Raw genomic sequence first — 23836 nt, forward strand, 5'->3', positions numbered from 1 at the left:
ACAAATAAGGGGGCCCAACTCCGGTTCTGACGCGTCGGTTTTTCGGTCTTTCCGAGGTCGTACGACGAGGCGGGCGCCGGACCACGGTAGGCCTGTGGGCACCGTCAGCCAATCTGGTTATCCACAGGCGGTGTGGATGACGGGCCCGATGCTGTGGAGAACTCCGCCAAACCTGTGCACGGCCCGGTGGACAGCCCTGTGAACAAGCCCTCAGCAAGTCCACTAAACACCTTCTGGCCTGCAGCTTTCCCATCCACCGGCTGTGCAGAAGAAAAACTTTCCCACTCGGACCAAGATCCCCGCAAACGGCACGTGACGACGCGCCCGGCGAGAGGTCAAGTAAGGGTCTAAATAACATTGCATCTCTTACCTGTGGAAGATTAGATTGGTGTCCATGACACAGGCTCCCGCGGTGCCCAAGACGGCCCGGCGAAAGCACGACCGAGAGATCATCGCCCTCGCCGTCCCCGCGTTCGGCGCCCTGGTCGCCGAGCCCCTCTTCGTGCTGGCCGACAGCGCCATCGTCGGACACCTCGGCACCGCCCAACTGGCCGGTCTCGGCGTCGCCTCGGCGCTCCTCACCACCGCGGTGAGCATCTTCGTCTTCCTCGCCTACGCCACCACGGCCGCCGTCGCCCGCCGAGTGGGTGCCGGGGACCTCCAGGCCGCAATCCGGCAGGGCATGGACGGCATCTGGCTCGCACTGATCCTCGGCGCCGCCGTCATCGCCGCCGTCCTGCCCACCGCCCCCGCGCTCGTGGATCTCTTCGGCGCCTCCGACACAGCCGCCCCGTACGCCGTCACGTATCTGCGGATCTCCTCGCTCGGCATCCCCGCCATGCTCGTCGTGCTCGCTGCCACCGGCGTGCTCCGCGGCCTCCAGGACACCAAGACTCCGCTGTACGTCGCGATCGGCGGCTTCGTCGCCAACGGCGTCCTCAATGTCGGCCTGGTCTACGGCGCGGACCTCGGCATCGCCGGCTCCGCCTGGGGGACCGTCATCGCCCAGTTCGGCATGGCCGCCGTGTACCTCTTCGTCGTCGTACGCGGCGCCAGGCGGCACGGCGCCTCGCTGCGCCCCGATGCCGCCGGGATCCGGGCCTGTGCACAAGCCGGTGCGCCGCTCCTGGTCCGCACGCTCTCGCTGCGCGCCATCCTGATGATCGCGACCGCCGTCGCCGCTCGCCTCGGCGACTCCGACGTGGCCGCCCACCAGATCGTCCTGTCCTTGTGGAGTTTGCTGGCCTTCGCGCTCGACGCCATCGCCATCGCCGGACAGGCGATCATCGGTCGCTATCTGGGCGCCGGTGATCCGGACGGCGCCCGTGCCGTGTGCCGACGGATGGTTCAGTGGGGCATTGCCTCAGGAGTCGTGCTCGGTCTGCTGGTCGTGCTCGCCCGGCCGGTGTTCATCCCGCTCTTCACCAGCGATGGCAGCGTCCAGGACGCCGCACTGCCCGCCCTCGTCGTGATCGCCCTCGCTCAGCCCGTCTGCGGCATCGTCTTCGTTCTGGACGGCGTCCTGATGGGTGCGGGCGACGGGCCGTACCTCGCCTGGGCAATGATCGTCACGCTGGCCGTCTTCACCCCTGTCGCCCTGCTCGTACCGACCTTCGGCGGTGGTCTGACCGCCCTGTGGGGAGCGATGACGCTGATGATGGCGGTGCGGATGCTGACCCTGTGGCTGCGCTCCCGCTCCGGCCGCTGGATCGTCACGGGCGCCACGCGCTGAACGCTCCGAAGCGCCTAGCTGAGCTCTCTAGCGCCTTGCTGAGCTCTTTGCGCTGTTTCACGTGAAACGGTCCGCGTTTCACGTGAAACGGTCCACCGTCCACGCCAGACGTTTCACGAAGCACGTTGGGCCGCACCCCGAGGGGTACGGCCCAACGATTGCTTCAGCTCTGCCAAGCGCAGTGCTTAGGCGGAGACGACCTCGACGTTGACCTTCGCGGCCACCTCGGGGTGCAGACGCACGGACGTCGTGTGGGCGCCCAGCGTCTTGATCGGCGCGCCCAGCTCGACACGGCGCTTGTCGACCTTCGGGCCACCGGCAGCCTCGATCGCCGAAGCGACGTCGGCCGGGGTGACGGAACCGAAGAGACGACCGGCGTCGCCGGAGCGAACGGCCAGACGGACCTTGACGCCCTCGAGCTGGGCCTTGATCTCGTTGGCCTGCTCGATGGTCGCGATCTCGTGGATCTTGCGAGCACGACGGATCTGCTCGACGTCCTTCTCGCCACCCTTGGTCCAGCGGATCGCGAAGTTCCGCGGGATCAGGTAGTTGCGGGCGTAGCCGTCCTTGACGTCTACGACCTCGCCGGCGGCGCCGAGGCCGGAGACCTCGTGGGTGAGGATGATCTTCATTAGTCGGTCACCCTTCCCTTATCGCGCGGTGGACGTGTAGGGCAGCAGCGCCATCTCACGGCTGTTCTTCACGGCCGTGGCGACGTCACGCTGGTGCTGCGTGCAGTTGCCGGTCACGCGGCGGGCACGGATCTTGCCGCGGTCGGAAATGAACTTCCGCAGCATGTTCGTGTCCTTGTAGTCCACGTACGTGACCTTGTCCTTGCAGAAAGCGCAGACCTTCTTCTTAGGCTTGCGCACAGGCGGCTTCGCCATGGTGTTTCTCCTGTGTGATCAAGAAGTGGGGTTACGGCCCACCCTCGGCCCGGAGGCCTGAAAGCCCTGGGGCTTAGAAGGGGGGCTCGTCCGAGTAGCCGCCACCGGAGCCGCCGGAGCTTCCGCCCCAGCCGCCACCGCCGCCGCCCTGCTGCTGGCCGCCGCCACCGGCAGGCGCGCCGGTCGCCCAGGGGTCGTCGGCGGGAGCACCGCCGCCACCCTGCTGCTGACCGCCACCGGAGCCACCGCCCCAGTTGCCGCCCTGCTGGCCGCCGCCACCGCCGCCGTAACCGCCCTGGCCACCGCGACCGGTGGTCTTGGTGACCTTGGCCGTGGCGTTCTTCAGGCTGGCGCCGACTTCCTCGACGTCCAGCTCGTAGACCGTGCGCTTGATGCCCTCACGGTCCTCGTAGGACCGCTGCTTCAGCCGGCCCTGCACGACGACGCGCATGCCTCGCTGGAGCGACTCCGCGACGTTCTCCGCCGCCTGACGCCAGACCGAGCAGGTGAGGAACAGGCTCTCGCCGTCCTTCCACTCGTTCGTCTGACGGTCGAAGGTGCGGGGGGTGGACGCGACACGGAACTTCGCGACCGCCGCACCGGAGGGGGTGAAGCGCAGCTCGGGGTCGTCGACAAGATTGCCGACGACCGTGATGACGGTCTCGCCTGCCATGGGGGAACCTCTCGGCGGGTTTGCTGCTGGCTGCTTGTTGCTGCTACTCGATTCCCGGGTGCTGCTGAGCTAGAAAGCTCAGTGCATCTCGGGACGGAGGACCTTGGTCCGGAGGACCGACTCGTTCAGGTTCATCTGTCGGTCGAGCTCCTTGACGACCGCAGGCTCGGCCTGCAGGTCGATGACCGAGTAGATGCCCTCGGGCTTCTTCTTGATCTCGTAGGACAGACGACGACGGCCCCAGGTGTCGACCTTCTCGACCTTTCCGTTGCCCTCACGGACGACGGAGAGGAAGTTCTCGATCAGCGGGGAGACAGCGCGCTCCTCGAGATCGGGGTCGAGGATGACCATCACTTCGTAGTGACGCATGTGGAACCCACCTCCTTTGGACTCAGCGGCCACGGTCGTTCCGTGGCAGGAGGGTCGTGATGCGTACGCAACGGTATCGGCCGCCACTGACAATCGGCTCCCGCGAGCGGGAGCTCCTGACGTGGCCTGGGCAGACACCGGTGCAGACGGTACAGAGTACCCGCACCGAGGCTTCCGGTTGAAATCCGGCGGGGGACGGGCAGAATCTGTACACATCGGGTGTCTATGGCGCTACGATGCGCCGCCTTCCGCAGGAGGTGCCTCTCATGGCACAGGTAATGCGACCGAACACCGCCACCTCTCTCTTCGCCACGGACGGCAAGCCCCATCCGCTCCAGGACACGCTGCTGGGCGTGACGCTGGTGCTCGGGGCGATCGCCTTCGTGACCGCGATGTTCCACAACCTCCACCTGATCAGCTCGTGGGCGGGCCTGATCGGGATCGCCACGGGTGCGTACGGCCAGTTCATCTCGGTGACGACGCGAGAGCGCTTCGGCCTGATCCTGGGGCTCGGAGCCTCGGCGGTCGGCTTCTTCCTGGGCATGGCGCACGGCGGACTCTTCGGCGGCGTCGTCGGCTGACGGCCTCGCGGCACCCCGGTCGCACGAGGGGGCCGGGGGCCTTAGTCCCGTACGCCCAGACGGGTCGCTCGCAGGGCGCAGTAGGCTTCGGCGCGAGAGCCGGAGCCCCTGTACCCATGGGGACACACCAGCCCGAGGAGCGCCCCGAATGAGTCTGACCCTGAGGACCATCAGTCGCGAGCAGCATCTGGCATATATCCAGACACTGCCGTCGGCGAGTCATTGCCAGGTCCCGGCATGGGCTGACGTGAAGAGCGAATGGCGCTCGGAGAACCTGGGCTGGTTCGACGACAGGACCGGTGAGCTGGTCGGTGCCGGCCTGGTGCTGTACCGGCAGCTGCCCAAGCTCAAGCGTTATCTCGCGTACCTTCCCGAGGGGCCGGTCATCAACTGGTACGCCCCGAACCTCGACGAGTGGCTGCAGCCGATGCTGGCGCATCTGAAGCAGCAGGGCGCCTTCTCCGTGAAGATGGGTCCGCCGGTCGTGATCCGTCGCTGGGACGCTCCGGCGATCAAGGCGGGCATCCAGAACCCCGACGTGAAGCGGCTGCGGGACACCGAGGCGACGTACATCGAGCCGCGGGCCTTCGAGGTCTCCGACCGGCTGCGCCGGATGGGCTGGCAGCAGGGCGAGGACGGCGGCGCCGGCTTCGGCGACGTACAGCCCCGCTTCGTCTTCCAGGTGCCGCTGGCCAACCGCTCCCTGGACGAGGTCCAGAAGGGCTTCAACCAGCTGTGGCGGCGCAACATCAAGAAGGCCGAGAAGGCCGGCGTCGAGGTCGTCCAGGGCGGCTACCACGACCTGCCCGAGTGGCAGCGCCTCTACGAGATCACCGCGGTCCGCGACAAGTTCCGCCCGCGTCCGCTCGGCTACTTCCAGCAGATGTGGCAGGCCCTCAACTCCGAGGACCCCAACCGCATGCGGCTGTACTTCGCTCGGCACAACGGCGTGAACCTGTCGGCCGCGACGATGCTCGTCGTCGGCGGCCACGTCTGGTACTCCTACGGCGCCTCGGACAACATCGGGCGTGAGGTCAGGCCCTCGAACGCGATGCAGTGGCGGATGCTGCGCGATGCGTACGCCATGGGTGCGACGGTCTATGACCTGCGCGGCATCTCCGACTCGCTGGACGAGACGGACCACCTCTTCGGCCTGATCCAGTTCAAGGTCGGCACCGGCGGCGAGGCCGCCGAGTACATCGGCGAGTGGGACTTCCCGCTCAACAAGCTGCTGCACAAGGCGCTCGACATCTACATGTCGCGCCGGTGATCCCGCACAATTTCCTTCCACAGCTCTGATACACCGCAGATACGAGAAAGGTTCCGGGATCCAGCCATGGCGCTCACGCTCTATGTCGACACCGCGCGCTGGCGGGCACACCAGAAGCACATGCTGGAGCAGTTCCCGGGCATCGTCCCGGTCTGCAAGGGCAACGGCTACGGCTTCGGTCATGAGCGCCTCGCCGAGGAAGCCACGCGCTTCGGCTCCGACGTGCTCGCCGTGGGCACCACCTACGAGGCCGCTCGCATCAAGGACTGGTTCAGCGGCGACCTGCTGGTCCTGACGCCGTTCCGGCGGGGCGAGGAGCCGGTGCCGCTGCCCGACCGCGTCATCCGCTCCGTGTCGTCGCTCGACGGCGTGCACGGCCTCGTGGGGGCCCGCGTCGTCATCGAGGTCATGTCCTCGATGAAGCGCCACGGCGTCAGCGAGCAGGAGCTCCCGCAGCTGCACGCCGCCATCGAGGACGTACGCCTCGAAGGCTTCGCGATCCACCTGCCGCTGGACCGCACCGACGGCTCGGACGCCGTCGAGGAGGTCATCGGCTGGATGGACCGGCTGCGCGCGGCCCGTCTGCCGCTGCACACGATGTTCGTCAGCCACCTCAAGGCCGGTGAACTGGCGCGCCTTCAGCAGCAGTTCCCGCAGACCCGCTTCCGCGCCCGGATCGGCACGAACCTCTGGCTGGGCGATCACGAGGCCACCGAGTACCGCGGCGCCGTCCTCGACGTCACCGCCGTCGCCAAGGGCGACCGCTTCGGCTACCGCCAGCAGAAGGCCGCTTCCGACGGCTGGCTGGTCGTGGTGGCCGGCGGCACCTCGCACGGTGTCGGCCTGGAGGCCCCGAAGGCGCTGCACGGCATGATGCCGCGGGCCAAGGGCGTGGCGCGCGCGGGCCTCGCGACCGTCAACCGCAACCTGTCGCCCTTCGTCTGGGCGGGCAAGCAGCGCTGGTTCGCGGAGCCGCCGCACATGCAGGTCTCGATCCTCTTCGTGCCCTCGGACGCGCCGGAGCCGAAGGTCGGCGAGGAGCTGGTGGCCCACCTGCGGCACACCACCACTCAGTTCGACCGGATCATCGACCGCTGAGACGGATCGATCCAGCACGCGGAAGGGCCGGTACGACGATTCGTACCGGCCCTTCCGCGTGTGCATACGCCCTCAGCGCGGCAGATCGGCCGCCGCGCCCGCACCCCACTTCACGGCAGGCGTCTGCGAGGTGTGCAGAGCGGTCCGCTTCGGATGGCCAGCGGACCCCAGCACGAAGACGTCCCGCGCGCCGTCCAGGACGCCCCCTGACGGGTCGTCGTCCCCTGCCTGCCGCACGACGTCCCGCTCCGGCATGAGGACGTCGCGCACGACCACGGCGCACAGGTACAGCGTGCCCAGGAGATGCACGACGATGGCGAGTTGGTACCCCTCGGTGGGCAGCCCCTTGTGGGCGTCTCCGCTCGTCGTGTACGCCAGGTAGAGCCAGATCCCGAGGAAGTACGCGACCTCGCAGGCCTGCCAGATCAGGAAGTCGCGCCAGCGCGGCCTGGCGAGCGCGGCGAGGGGGATCAGCCACAGGACGTACTGCGGCGAGTAGACCTTGTTCGTGAGGATGAAGGCGGCGACCACCAGGAAGGCGAGCTGCGCCAAACGTGGGCGGCGCGGTGCGGTGAGCCCGAGGGCACCGACTCCCAGACAGGCGAGGAGCATCAGCGCTGTCGCCAGGGTGTTGACCGTGTCGGTGGTCAACGGGGAGTCCATCCGCTGGGAGAGGATCAGCCAGAAGGACCCGAAATCGACGCCGCGCTCCTGGCTGAACGTGTAGAACTTCGACCAGCCGTCGCTCGCGAGCAGTATCACCGGCAGGTTCACCACCAGCCAGGCGCTCACCGTGCCGAGCAGCGCGATCCCGAACTCCCGCCACTTGCCCGCGCGCCAGCACAGGATCAGGAGCGGCCCGAGGATCAGTACGGGATACAGCTTGGCGGCCGTGGCGAGCCCGAGGAGCACACCGAAAGCGACGACGCGCGAGCGTGACCACATCAGCATCGCGGCGGCCATAAGAGCCACGGCGAGCAGGTCCCAGTTGATGGTGGCGGTCAGCGCGAAGGCCGGCGCGAGGGCGACGAGCAGTGCGTCCCAGGGGCGGCGCCGATGGGTGCGTGCGACGCAGACGGCGACGACCGCGGTGCAGACCATCAGTATCCCGGCGTTGACCATCCAGTAGATCTTTTCCTGGTGCTGGATGGATCCGCTGCCGGGCGTCACCCAGGACGCCATTTCCATGAACACCCCGGTGAGGACCGGGTATTCGAGGTACTCCATGTCGCCGGGCAGTCGGTCGAAGTACGGCACCAGACCGTCGGCGAAGCCGCGTCCCTGATAGAGATGCGGGATGTCGGAGTAGCACGCATGCGTGTACTGCGAGCTGGCGCCGAAGAACCAGGCGCCGTTGTAGCACGGCATCTTCTGGATCATCCCCAGCGCGAACATCCCGAGGGCGACGAGCGCGATGATGCGCACGGGAGTCCACCAGGACGCGGTGAACAGCACTCTTCGGCCGACCGGGCCGCCGATCAGCTCACTGCCGACCCGGGCGACCTCGTCCTCCTTCGTGGGGCGCACCGGCTCCTGTTCCTGCTCCTGCGGGCTCACAGGCTCGTACGCGCTCGTGCGCGGCGTCTCTGCGCTGGGGTCTGCACTCGGCATGCCCGACATCCTGCCGTACGCGACTGGGAACGCGGAGAGGGCCGCCGCACCCATCGGTGCGGCGGCCCTCGTTTCACGTGAAACATCCGCGGGGGAGCGCCTGCGGCGGCCCGCCGGGACACTCCGGCGGGCTCGGCTCAGCCTGTCGGCCCGCCGAAGATTCCGCCCCCTCCATTGCCATTGCCATTGTTGCCTGCGCCACCGGCCGGGTCTTCGGTGGCGGGTGGGGACTCCCCACCGGGCCCGCCGTCGACGCCGCCGTCGGCACCGCCGTTCTCCTGACCGCCGTCGTGGTTGCAATCCCAGTCGAACGGATCACAGCTCTCGCCGGGATCGGGGCTGTTCGTCGGCGGCTTCGTGGTCTCGGTCTCCGTGGGCGTCGGTGACGTGGTCTCCTCCGGCTCCTCGGTCTTCGTCGGCGTGGGCGGCGGGGGCGGGGTCTCTCCGACGACCTCACCGATCGGCCCGGGCGCCGGGAAGTTCACGACGGGCTTGCCCTTGAGCGCCTGCTCCATGTACTCCTGCCAGATCTGCGCGGGGAACGAGGCGCCGTGGATCTTCTCCTCGCCACCCGTGCCGAACATCTCCAGGAACTTGCGCTTCTTGTTGGTCTCGTCGTCGTCGAGCCGGTACATGCTGACCGCCGTAGACAGCTGCGGGGTGTAGCCGACGAACCAGGCGGACTTGTTGCCGTCCGTCGTACCGGTCTTGCCGGCGACCTGACGGCCGCTGAGCTGGGCGGAGGTACCCGTGCCCTTGTCCACGACGGTCCGCAGCACGTCGGTCACGTTGTCGGCGACCTCCGGGCTGTAGGCCTGCTTGGTCGTCTTCTCGTGGCGGTAGACCGTGTCGCCCTCGTGCTCGACCTCCTTCACCGAGTACGGCTCGTTCTGCTTGCCGCTCGCCGCGAAGGTGGAGTACGCCCCGGCCATCCGGATCGCGCTGGGCGACGAGGTGCCGAGTGAGAAGGACGGGTAGGTGGCGCCGGCCATGGAGCTGTCGTCCTTGAGACCGGCATCCATGGCGGACTGCTTCACCTTCTCCAGTCCGACGTCCATGCCGAGCTGCACGTAGGCCGAGTTGACCGACTCCCTCATCGCCTCGCGAAGGTCGATCTGGAAGCTGGGACGGTTGTACGACTGGTTACCGTCGTTCTTCTGGTTCCACTGCTTGCCCTCGCGGTCCGTCCAGACCTCACCGTTGTACTTCTGGATCTTCAGCTCGTTCTTGCCGCTGTAGAGGCTCTTCGGATTGACGATGGTGCGCTCGGCCTCGGTCTGCTCCTCCGGGCCGTCCGGGTCGCGCACGCCGTACTTGAACGCGGCGGCCAGCACGAACGGCTTGTACGTCGAACCGACCTGGGCACCGGTCTGGTCGGCGTTGTTCGTGAAGTGCTTGGTCGCGTCCTCGCCGCCGTAGATGGCCTTGATCGCGCCGTCCTTCGGATCCACCGAGGCCCCGCCGAACTGAACGTGCGTGTCCTTCTCCGGACGCACCTTCGGCTTGATCTTCTCCTTGCGGACCTTGTTCACCGAGGCCTCGAGATCCTTGACCTTCTTCTTGTCGAAGGTCGTGTGGATCTCGTAGCCGCCCTGCTGGAGCTGCTCGGCGGTGATGTTGGTGTTCCTGATGACGTACGCCTTGGCCAGGTCCACGAGGTAACCCGTCTGACCGGCCAGGTCCATGTTCGACCGCGGGTTCTGGAGCTTCGGGAACTCCTGGTACTTGGCCCGCTGCTCGGCGGTCAGGCGGCCGTCCTTGACCTCTTCGTCGAGGATCCACTTCCAGCGCTTCTTGGCGCGGGCGGTGTTGTCCTGCTTGTTGGCCCCGGGGTCGATCTCCGGGTAGCCGGCGGGGTCGTAGTACGTGGCGCCCTTGAGCACGGTCGCGAGGAACGCGCACTGGCTCGGGTCCAGCTCGCTGGCTTCCTTGTTGAAGTACGCCCGGGCGGCCGCCTGGATGCCGTAGGCCCCGCGTCCGTAATAAGCGGTGTTCAGGTAACCGGCCATGATGTCCTCCTTGGACACCGTCCGGCCGACCTTTATCGAGATGAAGAGCTCTTTGAACTTCCTGGTGAACGTCTGCGACTGATCGCCGAGTCGCGCGTTCTTCACGTACTGCTGGGTGATCGTGGAGCCACCCTGGGTCTGCCCGCCCTTGGCCATGTTGACCACGGCCCGGGTGATGCCCATCGGGTCGACGCCCTTGTCCTTCTCGAACGACTTGTTCTCCGCCGACATGACGGCGAAGCGCATCTCCTTGGGGATGTCGTCGTAGTCGATGATCTGGCGGTTCCGCTCACCACCGGTCGCGACCATCTGCTTGCCGTCGGCCCAGTAGTAGACGTTGTTCTGGGCCTTGGCCGCCTTGTCGACCTCCGGCACCTCCACCAGGGCGTACGCGATGCCCGCGACCGCCATCAGGCTACCGAGGAAGCCGAGGAACATGCCGGTGACCAGGCGCCACGACGGGACCCAGCGGCGCACGCCGCTCTTGCCCGCTCGCGGGTAGTCGATGAACCGCTTCTTACGGGGAGGCTCGGCACCGCGGCCCCTGCCACGGCCTGCGCCGCCCGGTCCACCGGGCCCACCGCCGCCACGGCGGCCACCGCCACCACCGCCCGCGCGTCCGCCGCCGTCGGGCGCCCTGCGGCGACCGCCGCCCGCGCCGACCGAACCGCTGCGCTGCGCTGCGCGGCGGGCCTCGGCCCTGCCGCCGTAGGGGCGGTCCCCATCGTCCGAGGCCCCGGAACCGGGCCCCGGTCCTCCGTAGGAGGAAGAGGGTGATCCTGTGTCGCCCCGCGGTGCCGCGCGTCGACCCGACGGCGCCCCTGGGGTACCACGCCTGGCCGCGGCGCGTCCGCCGCCCTGCGGCTGCGGCGGTTTGCGACGGTGCTCGCTCATCGAACGCTTACTCCTCGGGCAGGCGCAGCTGTCCACGCCTGGAAACGGCGGCTGGTTTCCAATCCCCCCGGAGTGCGGATGCGCCCGTTCCTGAACGCGCCCGCACTACACCGGGGACGACGACGCTCCCTGACGTCACTTGGTTCCCGGCGGCATGCATGGCGCACAGACTACGCACCGTCAAAACCCTCGTAGAGCCGAAGTTCACCCCAAATCAGGCAAGTTACTTCCTACGAATCGGTGATGTGACGCCGTTCACCGTGCCCCCTCTTGTATCAACCGGATCGCCGTTCTATCGTCTCGATGTATCGAGTCGATACATCAGCTCGACATAAAGGTCGTACTGAGGGACCGCGGCAGACGGGAGGCGAAGATGAGCAGGCGCTCCGGCATCCTGGAATTCGCCGTGCTCGGCCTGCTCCGCGAATCCCCGATGCACGGCTATGAGCTGCGCAAACGACTCAATACATCGCTGGGAGTGTTCCGCGCCTTCAGCTACGGGACGCTCTACCCCTGCCTCAAGACGCTGGTCGCCAACGGCTGGTTGATCGAGGAGTCGGGGAGCACCCCCGACGACGCCCTGGCGACTCCGCTCACCGGGCGTCGCGCCAAGATCGTCTATCGATTGACGGCGGAAGGTAAGGAGCACTTCGAGGATCTGCTCTCGCAGACCGGCCCCGATGCGTACGAGGACGAGCACTTCGCCGCCCGCTTCGCCTTCTTCGGGCAGACCTCGCGAGACGTTCGGATGCGGGTGCTCGAGGGCCGCCGCAGCCGCCTCGAAGAGCGCCTGGAGAAGATGCGCGCTTCCCTGGCCCGTACCCGGGAGCGCCTGGACGACTACACGCTCGAGCTGCAGCGGCACGGCATGGAGTCCGTGGAGCGCGAAGTGCGCTGGCTGAACGAGCTCATCGAGAGCGAGCGAGCCGGGCGGGACCAGCAACGGTCCGCCCCCGGCAGCTCCGCTCAGCAGAACAGCACATCTGGGGAGTCGGCGGGCCTGCCCCGGCGGCGGGAGAACGACCCGCCGCCGGATCCGTCCGATGACCCCGCCAAGTGAGACCCAGCGTTCCGCCGGGTCTCATCCGGAATACCGAGATCACACAGGGAGCAACCGGAATGGGTTCGGTTCGCGTAGCCATCGTCGGCGTGGGCAACTGCGCCGCCTCGCTGGTCCAGGGCGTCGAGTACTACAAGGACGCAGACCCGGACGCCAAGGTCCCGGGCCTGATGCACGTCCAGTTCGGCGACTACCACGTCGGTGACGTCGAGTTCGTCGCCGCTTTCGACGTCGACGCGAAGAAGGTCGGCCTCGACCTCTCGGACGCCATCGGCGCCAGCGAGAACAACACCATCAAGATCTGCGACGTGCCGAACTCGGGCGTGACCGTCCAGCGCGGCCACACCCACGACGGCCTGGGCAAGTACTACCGCCAGACCATCGAGGAGTCCTCCGAGGCCCCGGTCGACATCGTCCAGATCCTCAAGGACCGCCAGGTCGACGTTCTCGTCTGCTACCTGCCCGTCGGTTCCGAGGACGCCGCGAAGTTCTACGCGCAGTGCGCCATCGACGCCAAGGTCGCGTTCGTCAACGCCCTCCCGGTCTTCATCGCCGGCACCAAGGAGTGGGCGGACAAGTTCACCGAGGCCGGTGTCCCGATCGTCGGCGACGACATCAAGTCGCAGGTCGGCGCCACCATCACGCACCGCGTGATGGCGAAGCTGTTCGAGGACCGCGGTGTCCGTCTCGAGCGCACCATGCAGCTCAACGTCGGCGGCAACATGGACTTCAAGAACATGCTCGAGCGCGACCGCCTCGAGTCGAAGAAGATCTCGAAGACGCAGGCCGTCACCTCGCAGATCCCGGACCGCGAGCTGGGCGAGAAGAACGTCCACATCGGCCCGTCGGACTACGTGGCGTGGCTCGACGACCGCAAGTGGGCGTACGTCCGCCTCGAGGGCCGCGCCTTCGGTGACGTCCCGCTGAACCTGGAGTACAAGCTCGAGGTCTGGGACTCCCCGAACTCGGCCGGTGTCATCATCGACGCCCTGCGCGCCGCGAAGATCGCCAAGGACCGCGGCATCGGCGGCCCGATCCTCTCCGCGTCGAGCTACTTCATGAAGTCCCCGCCGGTCCAGTACTTCGACGACGAGGCCTACGAGAACGTCGAGAAGTTCATCAAGGGCGAGGTCGAGCGCTAAACAGCTCTCTCCTTGTTGCTTGCCGAGGGTCCCCGGGCATTCCGCCCGGGGACCCTCCTCGTATGTGAGGCTGTGATCCATGGCTGTCGTCGGTGACCTGCGGATACTGCTGCGGCTGCGGGACTTCCGACGGCTGCTCGCCGTACGGCTGATCTCCCAGGGCGCGGACGGCGTCTACCAGGTCGCGCTCGCCACGTACGTCGTCTTCTCCCCCGAGAAGCAGGCCTCGCCCGGAGCGATCGCTTCCGCCATGGCCGTGCTGCTCCTCCCGTACTCCCTGGTCGGCCCCTTCGCCGGCGTCCTCCTGGACCGCTGGCAGCGCCGCCAGGTCTTCCTCTACGGCAACCTCCTGCGGGCCGCCCTGGCGTCCCTGACCGCCGTACTGATGCTGAGCAGCGTCCCCGACTGGCTCTTCTACGCCTCCGCCCTCTGCGTCACGGCCGTCAACCGGTTCGTCCTGGCAGGGCTCTCGGCCGCGCTGCCCCGGGTGGTGGACGCCGACCGTCTGGTCGTCGCGAACTCCCTGTCGCCGACCGCGGGCACATTGGCCGCGACACTGGGCGGGGGCCTCGCCTTCGTGATCCGCATCGTGGCGTCGGACTCGGACGCGGCCGTGGTCCTCTGCGGAGCCGCCCTCTACCTCTGCGCGGCGCTCGCCTCGCTCCGCATGGCGCGTGAACTCCTCGGCCCCGACCCGGACCTGGTGCAGCCACGGCTGGCGGCCGCGCTGGCCGGAACGGCTCGCGGGCTGAAGGAGGGGGTGCGGCATCTGGCACAACGCCCCGCGGCCGCCCGCGCGCTGGCCGCGATGACGGTGCTCCGGTTCTGCTACGGCGCGCTGACCGTCATGGTCCTGATGCTGTGCCGGTACGCCTGGACGTCGACGGAGGCCGACGGGCTCGCGCTGCTCGGACTGGCCGTGGGGATCTCCGGCGCGGGGTTCTTCGTGGCGGCTCTGGTGACGCCCGCGGCGGTGGGGCGGCTCGGGGCGGGCGGCTGGATCGTCACCTGCGCGGGAACGGCGGCAGTCCTCGAACCCGCGCTCGGCCTCCCCTTCGAACCCATCCCTCTCCTCGTCGCCGCCTTCGTCCTCGGCCTGACGACCCAGGGCGCGAAAATCGCCACGGACACGGTGGTGCAGTCCTCGGTGGACGACGGCTTCCGCGGACGGATCTTCTCCGTCTACGACGTCCTCTTCAACGTCGCATTCGTCGGCGCGGCCGCAGTAGCGGCCCTGATGCTCCCCCCGGACGGACGCTCGGTTCCGCTGGTCCTCGTGGTGGCTCTTCTCTACGCGGCAATTGCTGGCGCTATGGCCCGCTTTGACGCGCAATAAGTGTCACATCAGTGACACAGAGCCCCTCTGGGCTTCAGAGATACCAGCGGACCCGGATAACTTACGGGCGTCGTATTCGCGCCATCGCGCTCTCGTTCGAGGGGGACCCCCAAAGTGACCACTCCGCCGCCCCAGGGCCAGACTCCGTACCCGCCCCAGGGCCAGAATCCCTATGGCCAGCCCCAGGGCGGAGCTCCTTACGGCCAGCAGGCGCCGACGGCTCCGTACCCCGCGCCTCAGGGTCAGCCCGGCATGCCGCAGCAGCCGTACCCCGCCTTCAACCAGGGTGGCCCGGTCCCCCCGCCGGCCCCCGCCCGCCGCGGTGGCGGCAAGAAGCTGGTCCTGCGCATCGTCGGCTTCATCGTGGTCGCCATTCTCATAGCCGTCGGCAAGTGGCAGTTCAGTAAGAGCGACGCCGAGTCCACCTCGGTCGGCAGCTGCATGCACAACAAGGGCACGCAGTTCTCGCCGGACCTGGAAGAGGTCGACTGCTCCTCGAGCGATTCCGAGTTCGAGGTCGTCGAGAAGTTCGACAACACCAGCGACAGCGACAAGTGCGAGGCCGTCAAGACCTCCGAGATCGCCTACTACCAGAGCGGCAAGGGCCACAACGTGGTGCTCTGCCTGAAGAAGACCAAGTAGGCACAGCAGGAACGACCGAAGGGCGTTGTTTCACGGTTTCACGTGAAACAACGCCCTTCGGCGCATCTCGGGAGGGTGGTTGTTTCACGTGAAACAACCACCCTCCCGCCTCAGTTCTGGGCGGCCCACCACTCCTTGAGCGCCGCGACGGCCGCGTCCCGCTCCATCGGCCCGTTCTCGAGGCGCAGTTCCAGAAGGAACTTGTAGGCCTGACCGATCACCGGGCCCGGTCCCACGTCCAGGACCTTCATGATGTCGTTGCCGTCCAGGTCGGGGCGGATCGAGTCCAGCTCCTCCTGTTCCTGGAGGCGGGCGATGCGCTCCTCCAGGCCGTCGTACGCGCGCGACAGGGCGTTCGCCTTGCGCTTGTTGCGCGTGGTGCAGTCGGAGCGGGTCAGCTTGTGCAGACGCTCCAGGAGGGGGCCTGCGTCGCGTACGTAGCGACGTACGGCCGAGTCCGTCCACTCTCCTGTGCCGTAGCCGTGGAAGCGCAGGTGGAGCTCGACGAGGCGCGAAACGTCCTTCACGAGCTCATTGGAGTACTTGAGCGCCGTCATGCGCTTCTTGACCATCTTGGCGCCGACCACCTCGTGGTGGTGGAAGGAGACCCGGCCGTCGCTCTCGAAGCGCCGCGTCCTCGGCTTGCCGATGTCGTGCAGCAGCGCGGCGAGCCGCAGCGTCAGATCGGGGCCGTCCGTCTCCAGCGCCATCGCCTGCTCGAGGACGATCAGCGAGTGGTCGTACACGTCCTTGTGGCGGTGGTGCTCGTCCCGCTCCAGACGCAGCGCGGGCAGCTCGGGAAGGACCCGCTCGGCGAGGCCCGTCTCGACGAGGAGTGCGAGGCCCTTGCGCGGATGTACGGAAAGAAGCAGTTTGTTCAATTCGTCCCGTACGCGCTCCGCGGAGACGATGTCGATGCGCTCGGCCATCGCCTTCATCGCGGCGACGACGTCGGGCGCCACCTCGAAGTCCAGCTGCGCGGCGAAGCGCGCGGCCCGCAGCATCCGCAGCGGGTCGTCGGAGAAGGAGTCCTCGGGGGTGCCGGGGGTGCGCAGGACACGCTCCGCGAGGTCGTCGAGCCCGCCGTGCGGGTCCACGAACTCCTTCTCGGGGAGCGCCACGGCCATCGCGTTCACCGTGAAGTCGCGACGCACGAGGTCTTCCTCGATCGAGTCGCCGTAGGACACCTCGGGCTTGCGCGAGGTCCTGTCGTACGCCTCCGACCGGTAGGTCGTCACCTCGATCTGGTAGCCGTCCTTCTGGCTGCCGACCGTGCCGAAGGCGATCCCGACCTCCCACACCGCGTCGGCCCACGGCCGGACGATCTTCAGTACGTCCTCGGGGCGGGCGTCGGTCGTGAAGTCCAGGTCGTTGCCGAGCCGGCCCAGCAGGGCGTCCCTGACCGAGCCGCCGACCAGGGCGAGAGAGAACCCGGCCTCCTGAAAACGGCGGGCGAGATCGTCCGCGACAGGGGACACACGCAGCAGTTCGCTGACCGCGCGGCTCTGCACCTGACTCAGGGCGCTGGGATTGTCTTCATTGGCGTTCGGCACAACAGAAAAGGGTACGTGCCCCGGCCGCCCGCGGCCGACCCGATTCCCGCCCCGCAGGGGGCGCGCAGCCGCTCCGCCCGCGTGTTGTGATCACGTGGAGCAGTCCGCGGCACTTCGCCACAGCGCGCATCGTTACCATGCGTGGACGCACAACCGACGACCACTGACGACGAGGGACGGGCGAACGCGTGGCCGAGGCGGCAGACTTTCCGGGGACGAGCCCCTCACCTGCTCGCCGGTGGCTGCGGCGCACCGCAGCACTGCTGGTGGGTACCCCTTTGCTGGCCGGACTGCTGCAGGCGCCGGCAGGCACTGTGGCGCACGCCACAGTGCCCGGCGCGAAGGCGGAGGCCGCGCAGTCACGCGTGAAGGCCGACGCCACCGGATCCCGCACCGTCGACGTCTCCCTGGACTCGCTCACCCCCACCGCGCCCGGTGAGGGCGACACGCTCACCGTCTCGGGCACGGTCACCAACAACGGCAAGCAGACGGTGACCGGGGCCCAGGTCGGGCTCCGCATCGGATCGCCCCTCAACAGCCGCAGCGAGATCGACAACGCCGCCAAGCGCACGGGCTACCAGCCGGGCGCAGACGGCACGGAGGTCGGCGGGAAGTACGTCGAGAAGATCGCCCGGCTCGCCCCGGGCGTGCGGCAGGACTTCAGCATCTCCGTACCGGTCAAGGCGCTGTCCCTCGGCGTCGGCGGCGTCTACCAGCTGGGGGTCTCCCTCACCGGTCAGAGCGCCGCCCAGCCCTACCCCCAGGTGCTCGGCATCGAGCGGACCTTCCTGCCCTGGCAGCCGGACGCCGCCGACACCAAGACGAAGATCACGTACATGTGGCCGCTCACCACCGCCACGCACCTGACGGCGAAGACCGGGTCCGACGACCAGCAGACGCCCGTCTTCAAGAACGACGACCTCGCCGACGAGCTCGCCCCGGGCGGCCGCCTGGAGCAGCTGTTGTCCCTCGGCAGCCGGCTGGACGTCACGTGGGCCATCGACCCGGACCTGCTCAACTCGGTCGAGGCGATGACGAAGAGCTACCGGATCGACAACGCGGACGGGACCACCAGGGCGGGCAAGCAGCAGGCGGTCGCCAATCAGTGGCTCAACGATCTCCTGACCGCCGTCAAGGACAAGAAGATCATCGCGCTCCCCTTCGCCGACCCCGACCTGGCCTCCCTCGCCCACACCGGCAAGGCGGTCGGCGGCTCCCTCGGTCACCTCAAGGAAGCCACTGACGCGGGCTACAAGGCGGTCACGACGATCCTCCAGGTGAAGCCGAGCACCGACTTCGCCTGGCCCGCCGACGGAGCGATCGACCCGTCGATCGTCGACGTCGCCACCTCCGCGGGCGCCCACACCGTGATCACCCGCAGCGACAGCCTGCGCGAGACCAACGACCTGCAGTACACCCCGACCGCGGCTCGGCCCATCGGCGGCGGCACGACCGCCGTGGTGGCCGACGCACGCCTCTCCACGGCCTTCCAGGGGGACATGACCGAGGCGGAGAACTCCACGCTCGCCGTCCAGGAGTTCCTCGCCCAGAGCCTGATGGTCAACCTGCAGGACCCCGACAAGGAGCGGAGCATCGTCATCGCTCCGCAGCGCATGCCCACGGCGAGCCAGGCGCAGACCATGGGGAAGGCGCTGAGCTCCCTCGCGGGCGGAAAGTGGTCGCAGTCGCAGGACCTGACCGCCGCGGCGAAGGCCAAGCCGGACCCGCGGGCCACCACCCGGGTCCCGTCGGCCGCCGCCTACCCCGACGCGCTGCGCAAGCAGGAGCTGCCGCGGTCGGCCTTCGAGAACATCCAGGCCACGCAGAACTCGCTCGACCGCTTCCAGGTGATCCTCACCGAGAAGGACCGCGTGGTCACCCCGTTCGGGAGGGCCATAGACCGTGAAATGGCGACGTCCTGGCGCGGCCACTCGGCCGAGGGGCAGGCCTATCGGGACAGCGTCTGGGCGTATCTGAAGGACCTCACCCGGCAGGTGTCCCTGATCAAGAGGTCCGACGCGAAGCTCTCCGGGCGCAGCGCGACCCTCCCCGTATCGGTACAGAACAACCTGGTTCAGGGCGTCGACCATCTGGTCCTGCGCCTGTCCTCCAGGAACCCCACCCGTCTGAAGATCGGCGACGGGCAGTTCGAAGAGAAGCAGATCAAGATCGCGGGCGGTCACTCCCAGTCCGTGAAGTTCACCACCACGGCCAACGCCAACGGCCCGGTTCCGGTGTACGCGCAGCTCTACACCGAGGACGGCGAGCCCTACGGCAGCGCCGTGAAGTTCGACGTCAACGTCACCGAGGTCACCCTCACGGTGATGCTGGTCATCGCAGGCGGACTCCTGCTGCTCGTGCTCGCGGGCTTCCGCATGTACACCCAGCGCAAGCGCGCGGCCCGCAAGCGCGCCCAGGAGGGTCCGGACGAGGGCCCGGATCAGGGCGAGGGCGAAGGCCCGGACAACGGCCCCGAGGGCGAATCCGGCGGTGAGTCCGGGACGGACGACCCCGGGCACCCGAGTGACCCGACACCGGACACCGCTCCGGAAAGCACCGACCCATCGGACACGGGTGAGAGAGTGGACCGTTGAGCGATGTCGTGGCCGGTGGGCCCGGGGACGATGAGGTGGGGTAACCATGAACGCGCCGTACGACGGTGACCGTGGCCAGGGCTCGGGCGGCTCCGCCTCGCCCGGGGGCCCGCCGCCCGGCTCCCCCGAGCACGGGCAGGTGCCCCCACAGCCCGCGCCGGACATGTACCTCCAGGACGCCTACGACCAGGACCCCTACCGGGCGCAGGACCTCTCCGCCCAGGACCCGGTGACCGAGGCCCTCTACGACCGCGCGGCGCACCCTCCGCCGCCGCCCGGCACCTATCAGCAGCAGCCGCTCTACGCCCAGCCGCCCTCCTCGCAGCACGCCCCCGACCCGCGCATGTGGGCACAGCCCCCGGCTCCCGAGCCGGAGGGCCCGACCCGGCACCTCCCGTACGGCGACGACGCCCGCACGACGCAGTTCGTGGGCGTCGACGACCTGGTCACCCAGGCCGGCGAGGAGCACCACGAGCCGGACGCGTTCGCTCACCTCTTCCGGGACCAGCAGCCGGGCGGCTACCGCAGCCAGCAGCAGGCGGGCCAGCAACAGGCCGCCTACCAGCAGAACGAGTACCAGCAGAACGAGTACCAGCAGGGCGGCTATCAGCAGGCCGGGTACCAGCAGGCAGGCCAGCAACAGGCCGGTTATCAGCAGGCGGGCCAGCAACACGCCGGGTACCAGCAGGGTGGCTACCCACAGGGTGCGTACCAGCAGGGCGGCTATCCCGAGAACGACGGCTACGCCCAGGGGAACGGCAACGGCTACCCCCAGGGCAGCGGCTATCCCCAGGGCAACGACTACCAGCAGCCCGTCAACGGCGGATACCCGCCGGTCGACCAGCCGGTCGTCCCGGGCCCCGCGGCCGCACCGGCGCCTGCCGCCAAGTCCGGCGGCCGCGCGTCCAGCCTGCTGAAGTCCAGCGCGCTCATGGCGGCGGGGACGATCGTCTCCCGGCTCACCGGATTCCTGCGCACCCTGGTCATGGCCGCCGCCATCGGCGTCGGCACGCTCAACGACTCGTACCAGGTCGCCAACGTCCTGCCGACGATGATCTACGTCCTCGTCGGTGGCGGTGCCCTGAACGCGGTCTTCATCCCACAGCTCGTCCGGGCCATGAAGAACGACGAGGACGAGGGCGAGGGCTACGCCAACCGGCTCCTCACCCTCGTGATGGTCCTGCTCGCGGCCGTCACCGTCCTCTGCGTGATCGCGGCGCCCATGCTCATCCGCATGATGTCGCCGACGATCGCCGAGAACCCCGCGAAGATGGACGTCGCGGTCACCTTCGCCCGGTACTGCATCCCCACGATGTTCTTCATGGGTCTGCACGTCGTGCTCGGCCAGATCCTCAACGCCCGCGGCCGCTTCGGCGCGATGATGTGGACCCCGGTCCTCAACAACGTCGTGGTCATCGCGACGTTCGGCGCCTTCATCTGGGCCTTCGGCAGCTTCACCGAGTCCGGCGTCAACGCGGGCAGCATCACGCCCGACGGCGTACGGCTCCTCGGCCTCGGCACCCTGCTCGGCCTGACCGTGCAGGCGCTCTCGATGCTGCCGTACCTGCGCGAGGCGGGCTTCAAGCTGCGGCTCCGGTTCGACTGGCGCGGGCAGGGCCTCGGCAAGGCCGCGCGCCTCGCCAAGTGGACGTTCTTCTTCGTCCTCGCCAACCAGCTCGGCATGATCGTCGTGACCCAGCTGGCCACCAGCGCAGGCGCGACGGCCGAGGACCTCGGCTACTCGGGCACCGGCATCACCGCGTACAACTACGCGCTGCTGCTTTGGCAGATGCCGCAGGCCATCATCACGGTCTCCGTGATGACCGCGGTACTGCCCCGCATCTCGCGCTCCGCCAACGACGACGACCCCGCTGCCGTCCGGGACGACATCTCCTACGGCCTGCGGACCTCCGCCGTGGCGATCGTGCCGTGTGCCTTCGCCTTCCTCGCCCTCGGCGTCCCCATGGCCACGCTGCTGTACGCCGGCTCCGGCTCGGGTGCGCAGAACATCGGCTACACCCTGATGGCGTTCGGGCTCGGCCTGATTCCGTACTCGGTCCAGTACGTCGTCCTGCGCGGCTTCTACGCGTACGAGGACACCCGGACGCCGTTCTACAACACCGTGATCGTTGCGGCCGTCAACGCGGCGGCCTCGGCGCTGTGCTTCTTGGTCCTGCCCGCCAGGTGGGCCGTCGTCGGCATGGCCGCCTCGTACGGCCTCGCCTACTCGGTGGGCGTCGGCGTCGCCTGGCGCCGACTGCGCGTGCGGCTGGGCGGCGATCTGGACGGCGCCCAGGTAGCGCGCACGTACACGCGTCTCTTCGGTGCCTCGATTCCGGCGGCCATTGTCGGTGGCGGCGTCGGCTTCGCGATCCTGAAGGCCATGGGCACCGGGGCGCTCAGCTCCTTCGTGGCGCTCGTCGCCGGCGGTGTCGCACTTCTCGGTGTCTTCTTCGTGGCCGCCCGAAAGATGCGGATCGCGGAGCTGAATTCCATGGTCGGCATGGTCCGAGGCCGTCTCGGACGGTGAGATGGGCGGGCCCGCACAACCATCGTCGGCCACCGTGTGTCGTGCATAGCGCCGGGTTGTGGGCACAATTGGCTTTGGCGTCCGACGAAGCGCAATGGATGGGGAGGCAGGAACGACGGTGGCGGAACGGAGCACGGCTGCCGTCGACGTGGCAGACAACAGCGGCGACGAGCCGCTGACCGCCAAGGCGGAGCAGGCCACGGCCGACGGGGTGGCCCAGACCCGGGAGCGGGACACGGCAGCAGAAGAAGAGGCGGCGGAGACCGACAAGCCGATGAGCCGCGGGGCCTCCTCACCCCCAGAACTGCACAGTGGCCACAAGCTCGCAAGACGCTATCGACTCGAAGAGTGCGTCACCCGTCTGGACGGTTTCAGCAGCTGGCGCGCGGTCGACGAGAAGCTCCGCCGTGCCGTCGGCGTGCATCTCCTGCCCGCCGACCATCCGCGGGCCCGTTCGGTCCTCGCAGCGGCCCGATCCTCGGCGCTGCTCGGCGACCCGCGCTTCGTGCAGGTCCTGGACGCCGTCGAGGAGAACGACCTCGTCTACGTCGTCCACGAGTGGCTCCCGGACGCCACGGAGCTCACCGCGCTCCTCGCGGCGAGCCCGCTCGAGGCCCACGACGCCTACCAACTGGTCAGCCAGGTCTCCCAAGCCATGACCGCGGCGCACCGTGAGGGCCTCGCGCACCTGCGCCTCACGCCGGGCGCCGTGCTGCGCACGTCCACGGGGCAGTACCGCATCCGCGGCCTCGCCGTGAACGCCGCGCTGCGCGGCATCAGCTCCGAGACCCCGCAGCGCACGGACACGGAGGCGATCGGCGCACTCCTGTACGCCTCGCTGACCCAGCGCTGGCCGTACGAGGACGATGCGTACGGCCTCTCCGGGCTGCCCAAGGACGTCGGCCTCATCGCACCCGACCAGGTGCGCGCGGGCGTCCACCGCGGCCTGTCGGAGCTCGCCATGCGCGCGCTCGTCAACGACGGCGCGACCGCTTCCCGCCAGGACCCTCCGTGCACGACGCCGGAGGAGCTGGTGAAGGCGATCGGTGAGATGCCCCGCATCCGCCCGCCGGAGCCCGTGTTCACCGCACCGCCCGAGTACCAGCGCACGACGTACCAGCAGGGCACGTACGGCCGCCCCGCGGCGCATCCCGGAGCCACCCAGCCCGTGCCCACCCCGCTGCCTCCACTCCAGAGCAGGACCGGCAGGGTCCTCAAGTGGGGTGTCTCCGCGCTGCTCATCGCCGCGCTCGGTCTCGGTAGCTGGCAGCTGGCGGACGCCCTGATGGACCGGGAGAAATCCGGGGACTCCGGTACGTCGCACACCAACGACGGTGACGACAAGGGACAGCCGAAGCCCGCGAAGCCGATCCAGATCGAGAACGGCCAGGAGCTCGTCGTCGACGGGTCGTCCCAGGACCCGACGAACGTCAGCCACACCTACGACAAGAGCAGTTCCTCGCTCTGGCGCACGAAGACGTTCAAGGCCGGGCCGAGGCTCGCGCCGTACAAGCCGGGTGTCGGTATCGTCTACGACCTCGGCTCGGAGCAGGACGTCTCCGAGGCGTCGGTGGCCCTTCGGTACAGCGGCGAGCGCACCACGATCTCTCTGTACGCCACGGACTCACTGACGCCTTCGGCGGACATCGGGTCCATGAAGAAGATCGGCTCCGGCACCACGTCGGACAACACCGTGAAGATCAAGGCCAAGAAGCCCGTGAAGTCGCAGTACGTGCTTCTCTGGATGACCGAAGTGCCTAACTCGCCTGTCGACGGGTACTACGGAGCGGGTTTCAAGCAAGCGATCACGGACGTGAAGCTCAAGGGCTGAGGGATCGGCCCGCCACGGCTCACC

The 23836-nt window shown here is 68.4% G+C and carries 18 protein-coding genes; 11 read left to right on the forward strand and 7 right to left on the reverse strand.

Annotated features, from left to right (window positions below; genetic code table 11):
- Positions 1-394: 394 nt before the first annotated feature.
- A complete protein-coding gene (locus AOK03_RS15205) occupies positions 395-1732 on the forward strand; it encodes an MATE family efflux transporter (protein WP_055565786.1) in 1338 nt (445 codons plus the stop codon).
- Positions 1733-1917: 185 nt separating this feature from the next.
- Here AOK03_RS15205 and rplI read toward each other — a convergent pair whose 3' ends face one another.
- The 4 genes from rplI to rpsF all read right to left on the reverse strand — a co-directional run bounded on the left by rplI (position 1918) and on the right by rpsF (position 3661).
- Complete coding sequence (rplI, locus tag AOK03_RS15210; RefSeq protein ID WP_055565787.1) at positions 1918-2364, reverse strand: 50S ribosomal protein L9; 447 nt, start codon at positions 2362-2364, stop codon at positions 1918-1920.
- An 18-nt stretch (positions 2365-2382) separates the two neighbouring features.
- Entirely contained in the window at positions 2383-2619 is a 237-nt protein-coding gene (gene rpsR / locus AOK03_RS15215; protein WP_003949403.1) for a 30S ribosomal protein S18, read from the reverse strand.
- 73 nt (positions 2620-2692) lie between these two features.
- On the reverse strand, positions 2693-3292 hold the full coding sequence (locus AOK03_RS15220) for a single-stranded DNA-binding protein (RefSeq protein ID WP_055565788.1): 600 nt from the start codon (positions 3290-3292) through the stop codon (positions 2693-2695).
- Positions 3293-3370: 78 nt separating this feature from the next.
- Complete coding sequence (gene rpsF / locus AOK03_RS15225; RefSeq protein ID WP_016644628.1) at positions 3371-3661, reverse strand: 30S ribosomal protein S6; 291 nt, start codon at positions 3659-3661, stop codon at positions 3371-3373.
- Between the two features lie 266 nt (positions 3662-3927).
- On the opposite strand from rpsF, the gene AOK03_RS15230 reads away from it, so the two are divergent.
- The 3 genes from AOK03_RS15230 to AOK03_RS15240 all read left to right on the forward strand — a co-directional run bounded on the left by AOK03_RS15230 (position 3928) and on the right by AOK03_RS15240 (position 6610).
- Positions 3928-4242, forward strand: a complete 315-nt coding sequence (locus AOK03_RS15230) for a hypothetical protein (RefSeq protein WP_055565789.1) — start codon at positions 3928-3930, stop codon at positions 4240-4242.
- Between the two features lie 148 nt (positions 4243-4390).
- Positions 4391-5512 carry a lipid II:glycine glycyltransferase FemX gene (locus tag AOK03_RS15235; RefSeq protein ID WP_055565790.1) on the forward strand — a complete coding sequence of 374 codons (1122 nt, stop codon included), beginning with the start codon at positions 4391-4393 and terminating at the stop codon, positions 5510-5512.
- Between the two features lie 66 nt (positions 5513-5578).
- Positions 5579-6610 (forward strand): alanine racemase, encoded by a 1032-nt coding sequence (locus AOK03_RS15240; RefSeq protein WP_055565791.1) that lies wholly within the window; start codon positions 5579-5581, stop codon positions 6608-6610.
- A 72-nt stretch (positions 6611-6682) separates the two neighbouring features.
- Here the strand turns inward: AOK03_RS15240 and AOK03_RS15245 are convergent, their stop codons facing one another.
- Positions 6683-8221: a glycosyltransferase family 87 protein gene (locus AOK03_RS15245; RefSeq protein WP_107098011.1), complete on the reverse strand. Its 1539-nt coding sequence runs from the start codon at positions 8219-8221 to the stop codon at positions 6683-6685.
- Positions 8222-8358: 137 nt separating this feature from the next.
- The gene (locus AOK03_RS15250) at positions 8359-11124 is read right to left on the reverse strand and encodes a transglycosylase domain-containing protein (protein ID WP_079074729.1); all 2766 of its coding nucleotides are present in this window, start codon (positions 11122-11124) and stop codon (positions 8359-8361) included.
- A 373-nt stretch (positions 11125-11497) separates the two neighbouring features.
- Between AOK03_RS15250 and AOK03_RS15255 the strand changes: the two genes are divergently transcribed.
- The 4 genes from AOK03_RS15255 (at position 11498) to AOK03_RS15270 (ending at position 15304) form a co-directional block, all read left to right on the forward strand.
- Entirely contained in the window at positions 11498-12184 is a 687-nt protein-coding gene (locus AOK03_RS15255) for a PadR family transcriptional regulator (protein WP_055565792.1), read from the forward strand.
- Between the two features lie 59 nt (positions 12185-12243).
- A complete protein-coding gene (locus AOK03_RS15260; protein WP_055565793.1) occupies positions 12244-13326 on the forward strand; it encodes an inositol-3-phosphate synthase in 1083 nt (360 codons plus the stop codon).
- Between the two features lie 79 nt (positions 13327-13405).
- Entirely contained in the window at positions 13406-14662 is a 1257-nt protein-coding gene (locus AOK03_RS15265; RefSeq protein ID WP_055565794.1) for an MFS transporter, read from the forward strand.
- Positions 14663-14914: 252 nt separating this feature from the next.
- On the forward strand, positions 14915-15304 hold the full coding sequence (locus tag AOK03_RS15270; RefSeq protein ID WP_341845807.1) for an LppU/SCO3897 family protein: 390 nt from the start codon (positions 14915-14917) through the stop codon (positions 15302-15304).
- Between the two features lie 110 nt (positions 15305-15414).
- Here AOK03_RS15270 and AOK03_RS15275 read toward each other — a convergent pair whose 3' ends face one another.
- On the reverse strand, positions 15415-16857 hold the full coding sequence (locus AOK03_RS15275) for a CCA tRNA nucleotidyltransferase (RefSeq protein ID WP_055565796.1): 1443 nt from the start codon (positions 16855-16857) through the stop codon (positions 15415-15417).
- Between the two features lie 188 nt (positions 16858-17045).
- Here AOK03_RS15275 and AOK03_RS15280 point away from each other — a divergent pair, with 188 nt between their 5' ends.
- From AOK03_RS15280 to AOK03_RS15290, 3 genes are all read left to right on the forward strand, one after another.
- Positions 17046-19451, forward strand: a complete 2406-nt coding sequence (locus AOK03_RS15280; RefSeq protein WP_055565797.1) for a DUF6049 family protein — start codon at positions 17046-17048, stop codon at positions 19449-19451.
- Between the two features lie 46 nt (positions 19452-19497).
- Positions 19498-21981: a murein biosynthesis integral membrane protein MurJ gene (murJ, locus tag AOK03_RS15285; RefSeq protein ID WP_055565798.1), complete on the forward strand. Its 2484-nt coding sequence runs from the start codon at positions 19498-19500 to the stop codon at positions 21979-21981.
- A gap of 118 nt (positions 21982-22099) precedes the next feature.
- Positions 22100-23812 carry a protein kinase family protein gene (locus AOK03_RS15290; RefSeq protein ID WP_055565799.1) on the forward strand — a complete coding sequence of 571 codons (1713 nt, stop codon included), beginning with the start codon at positions 22100-22102 and terminating at the stop codon, positions 23810-23812.
- The last annotated feature ends 24 nt before the right edge of the window (positions 23813-23836 follow it).

Source organism: Streptomyces atriruber (assembly GCF_001418325.1).
GTDB lineage: Bacteria > Actinomycetota > Actinomycetes > Streptomycetales > Streptomycetaceae > Streptomyces > Streptomyces atriruber.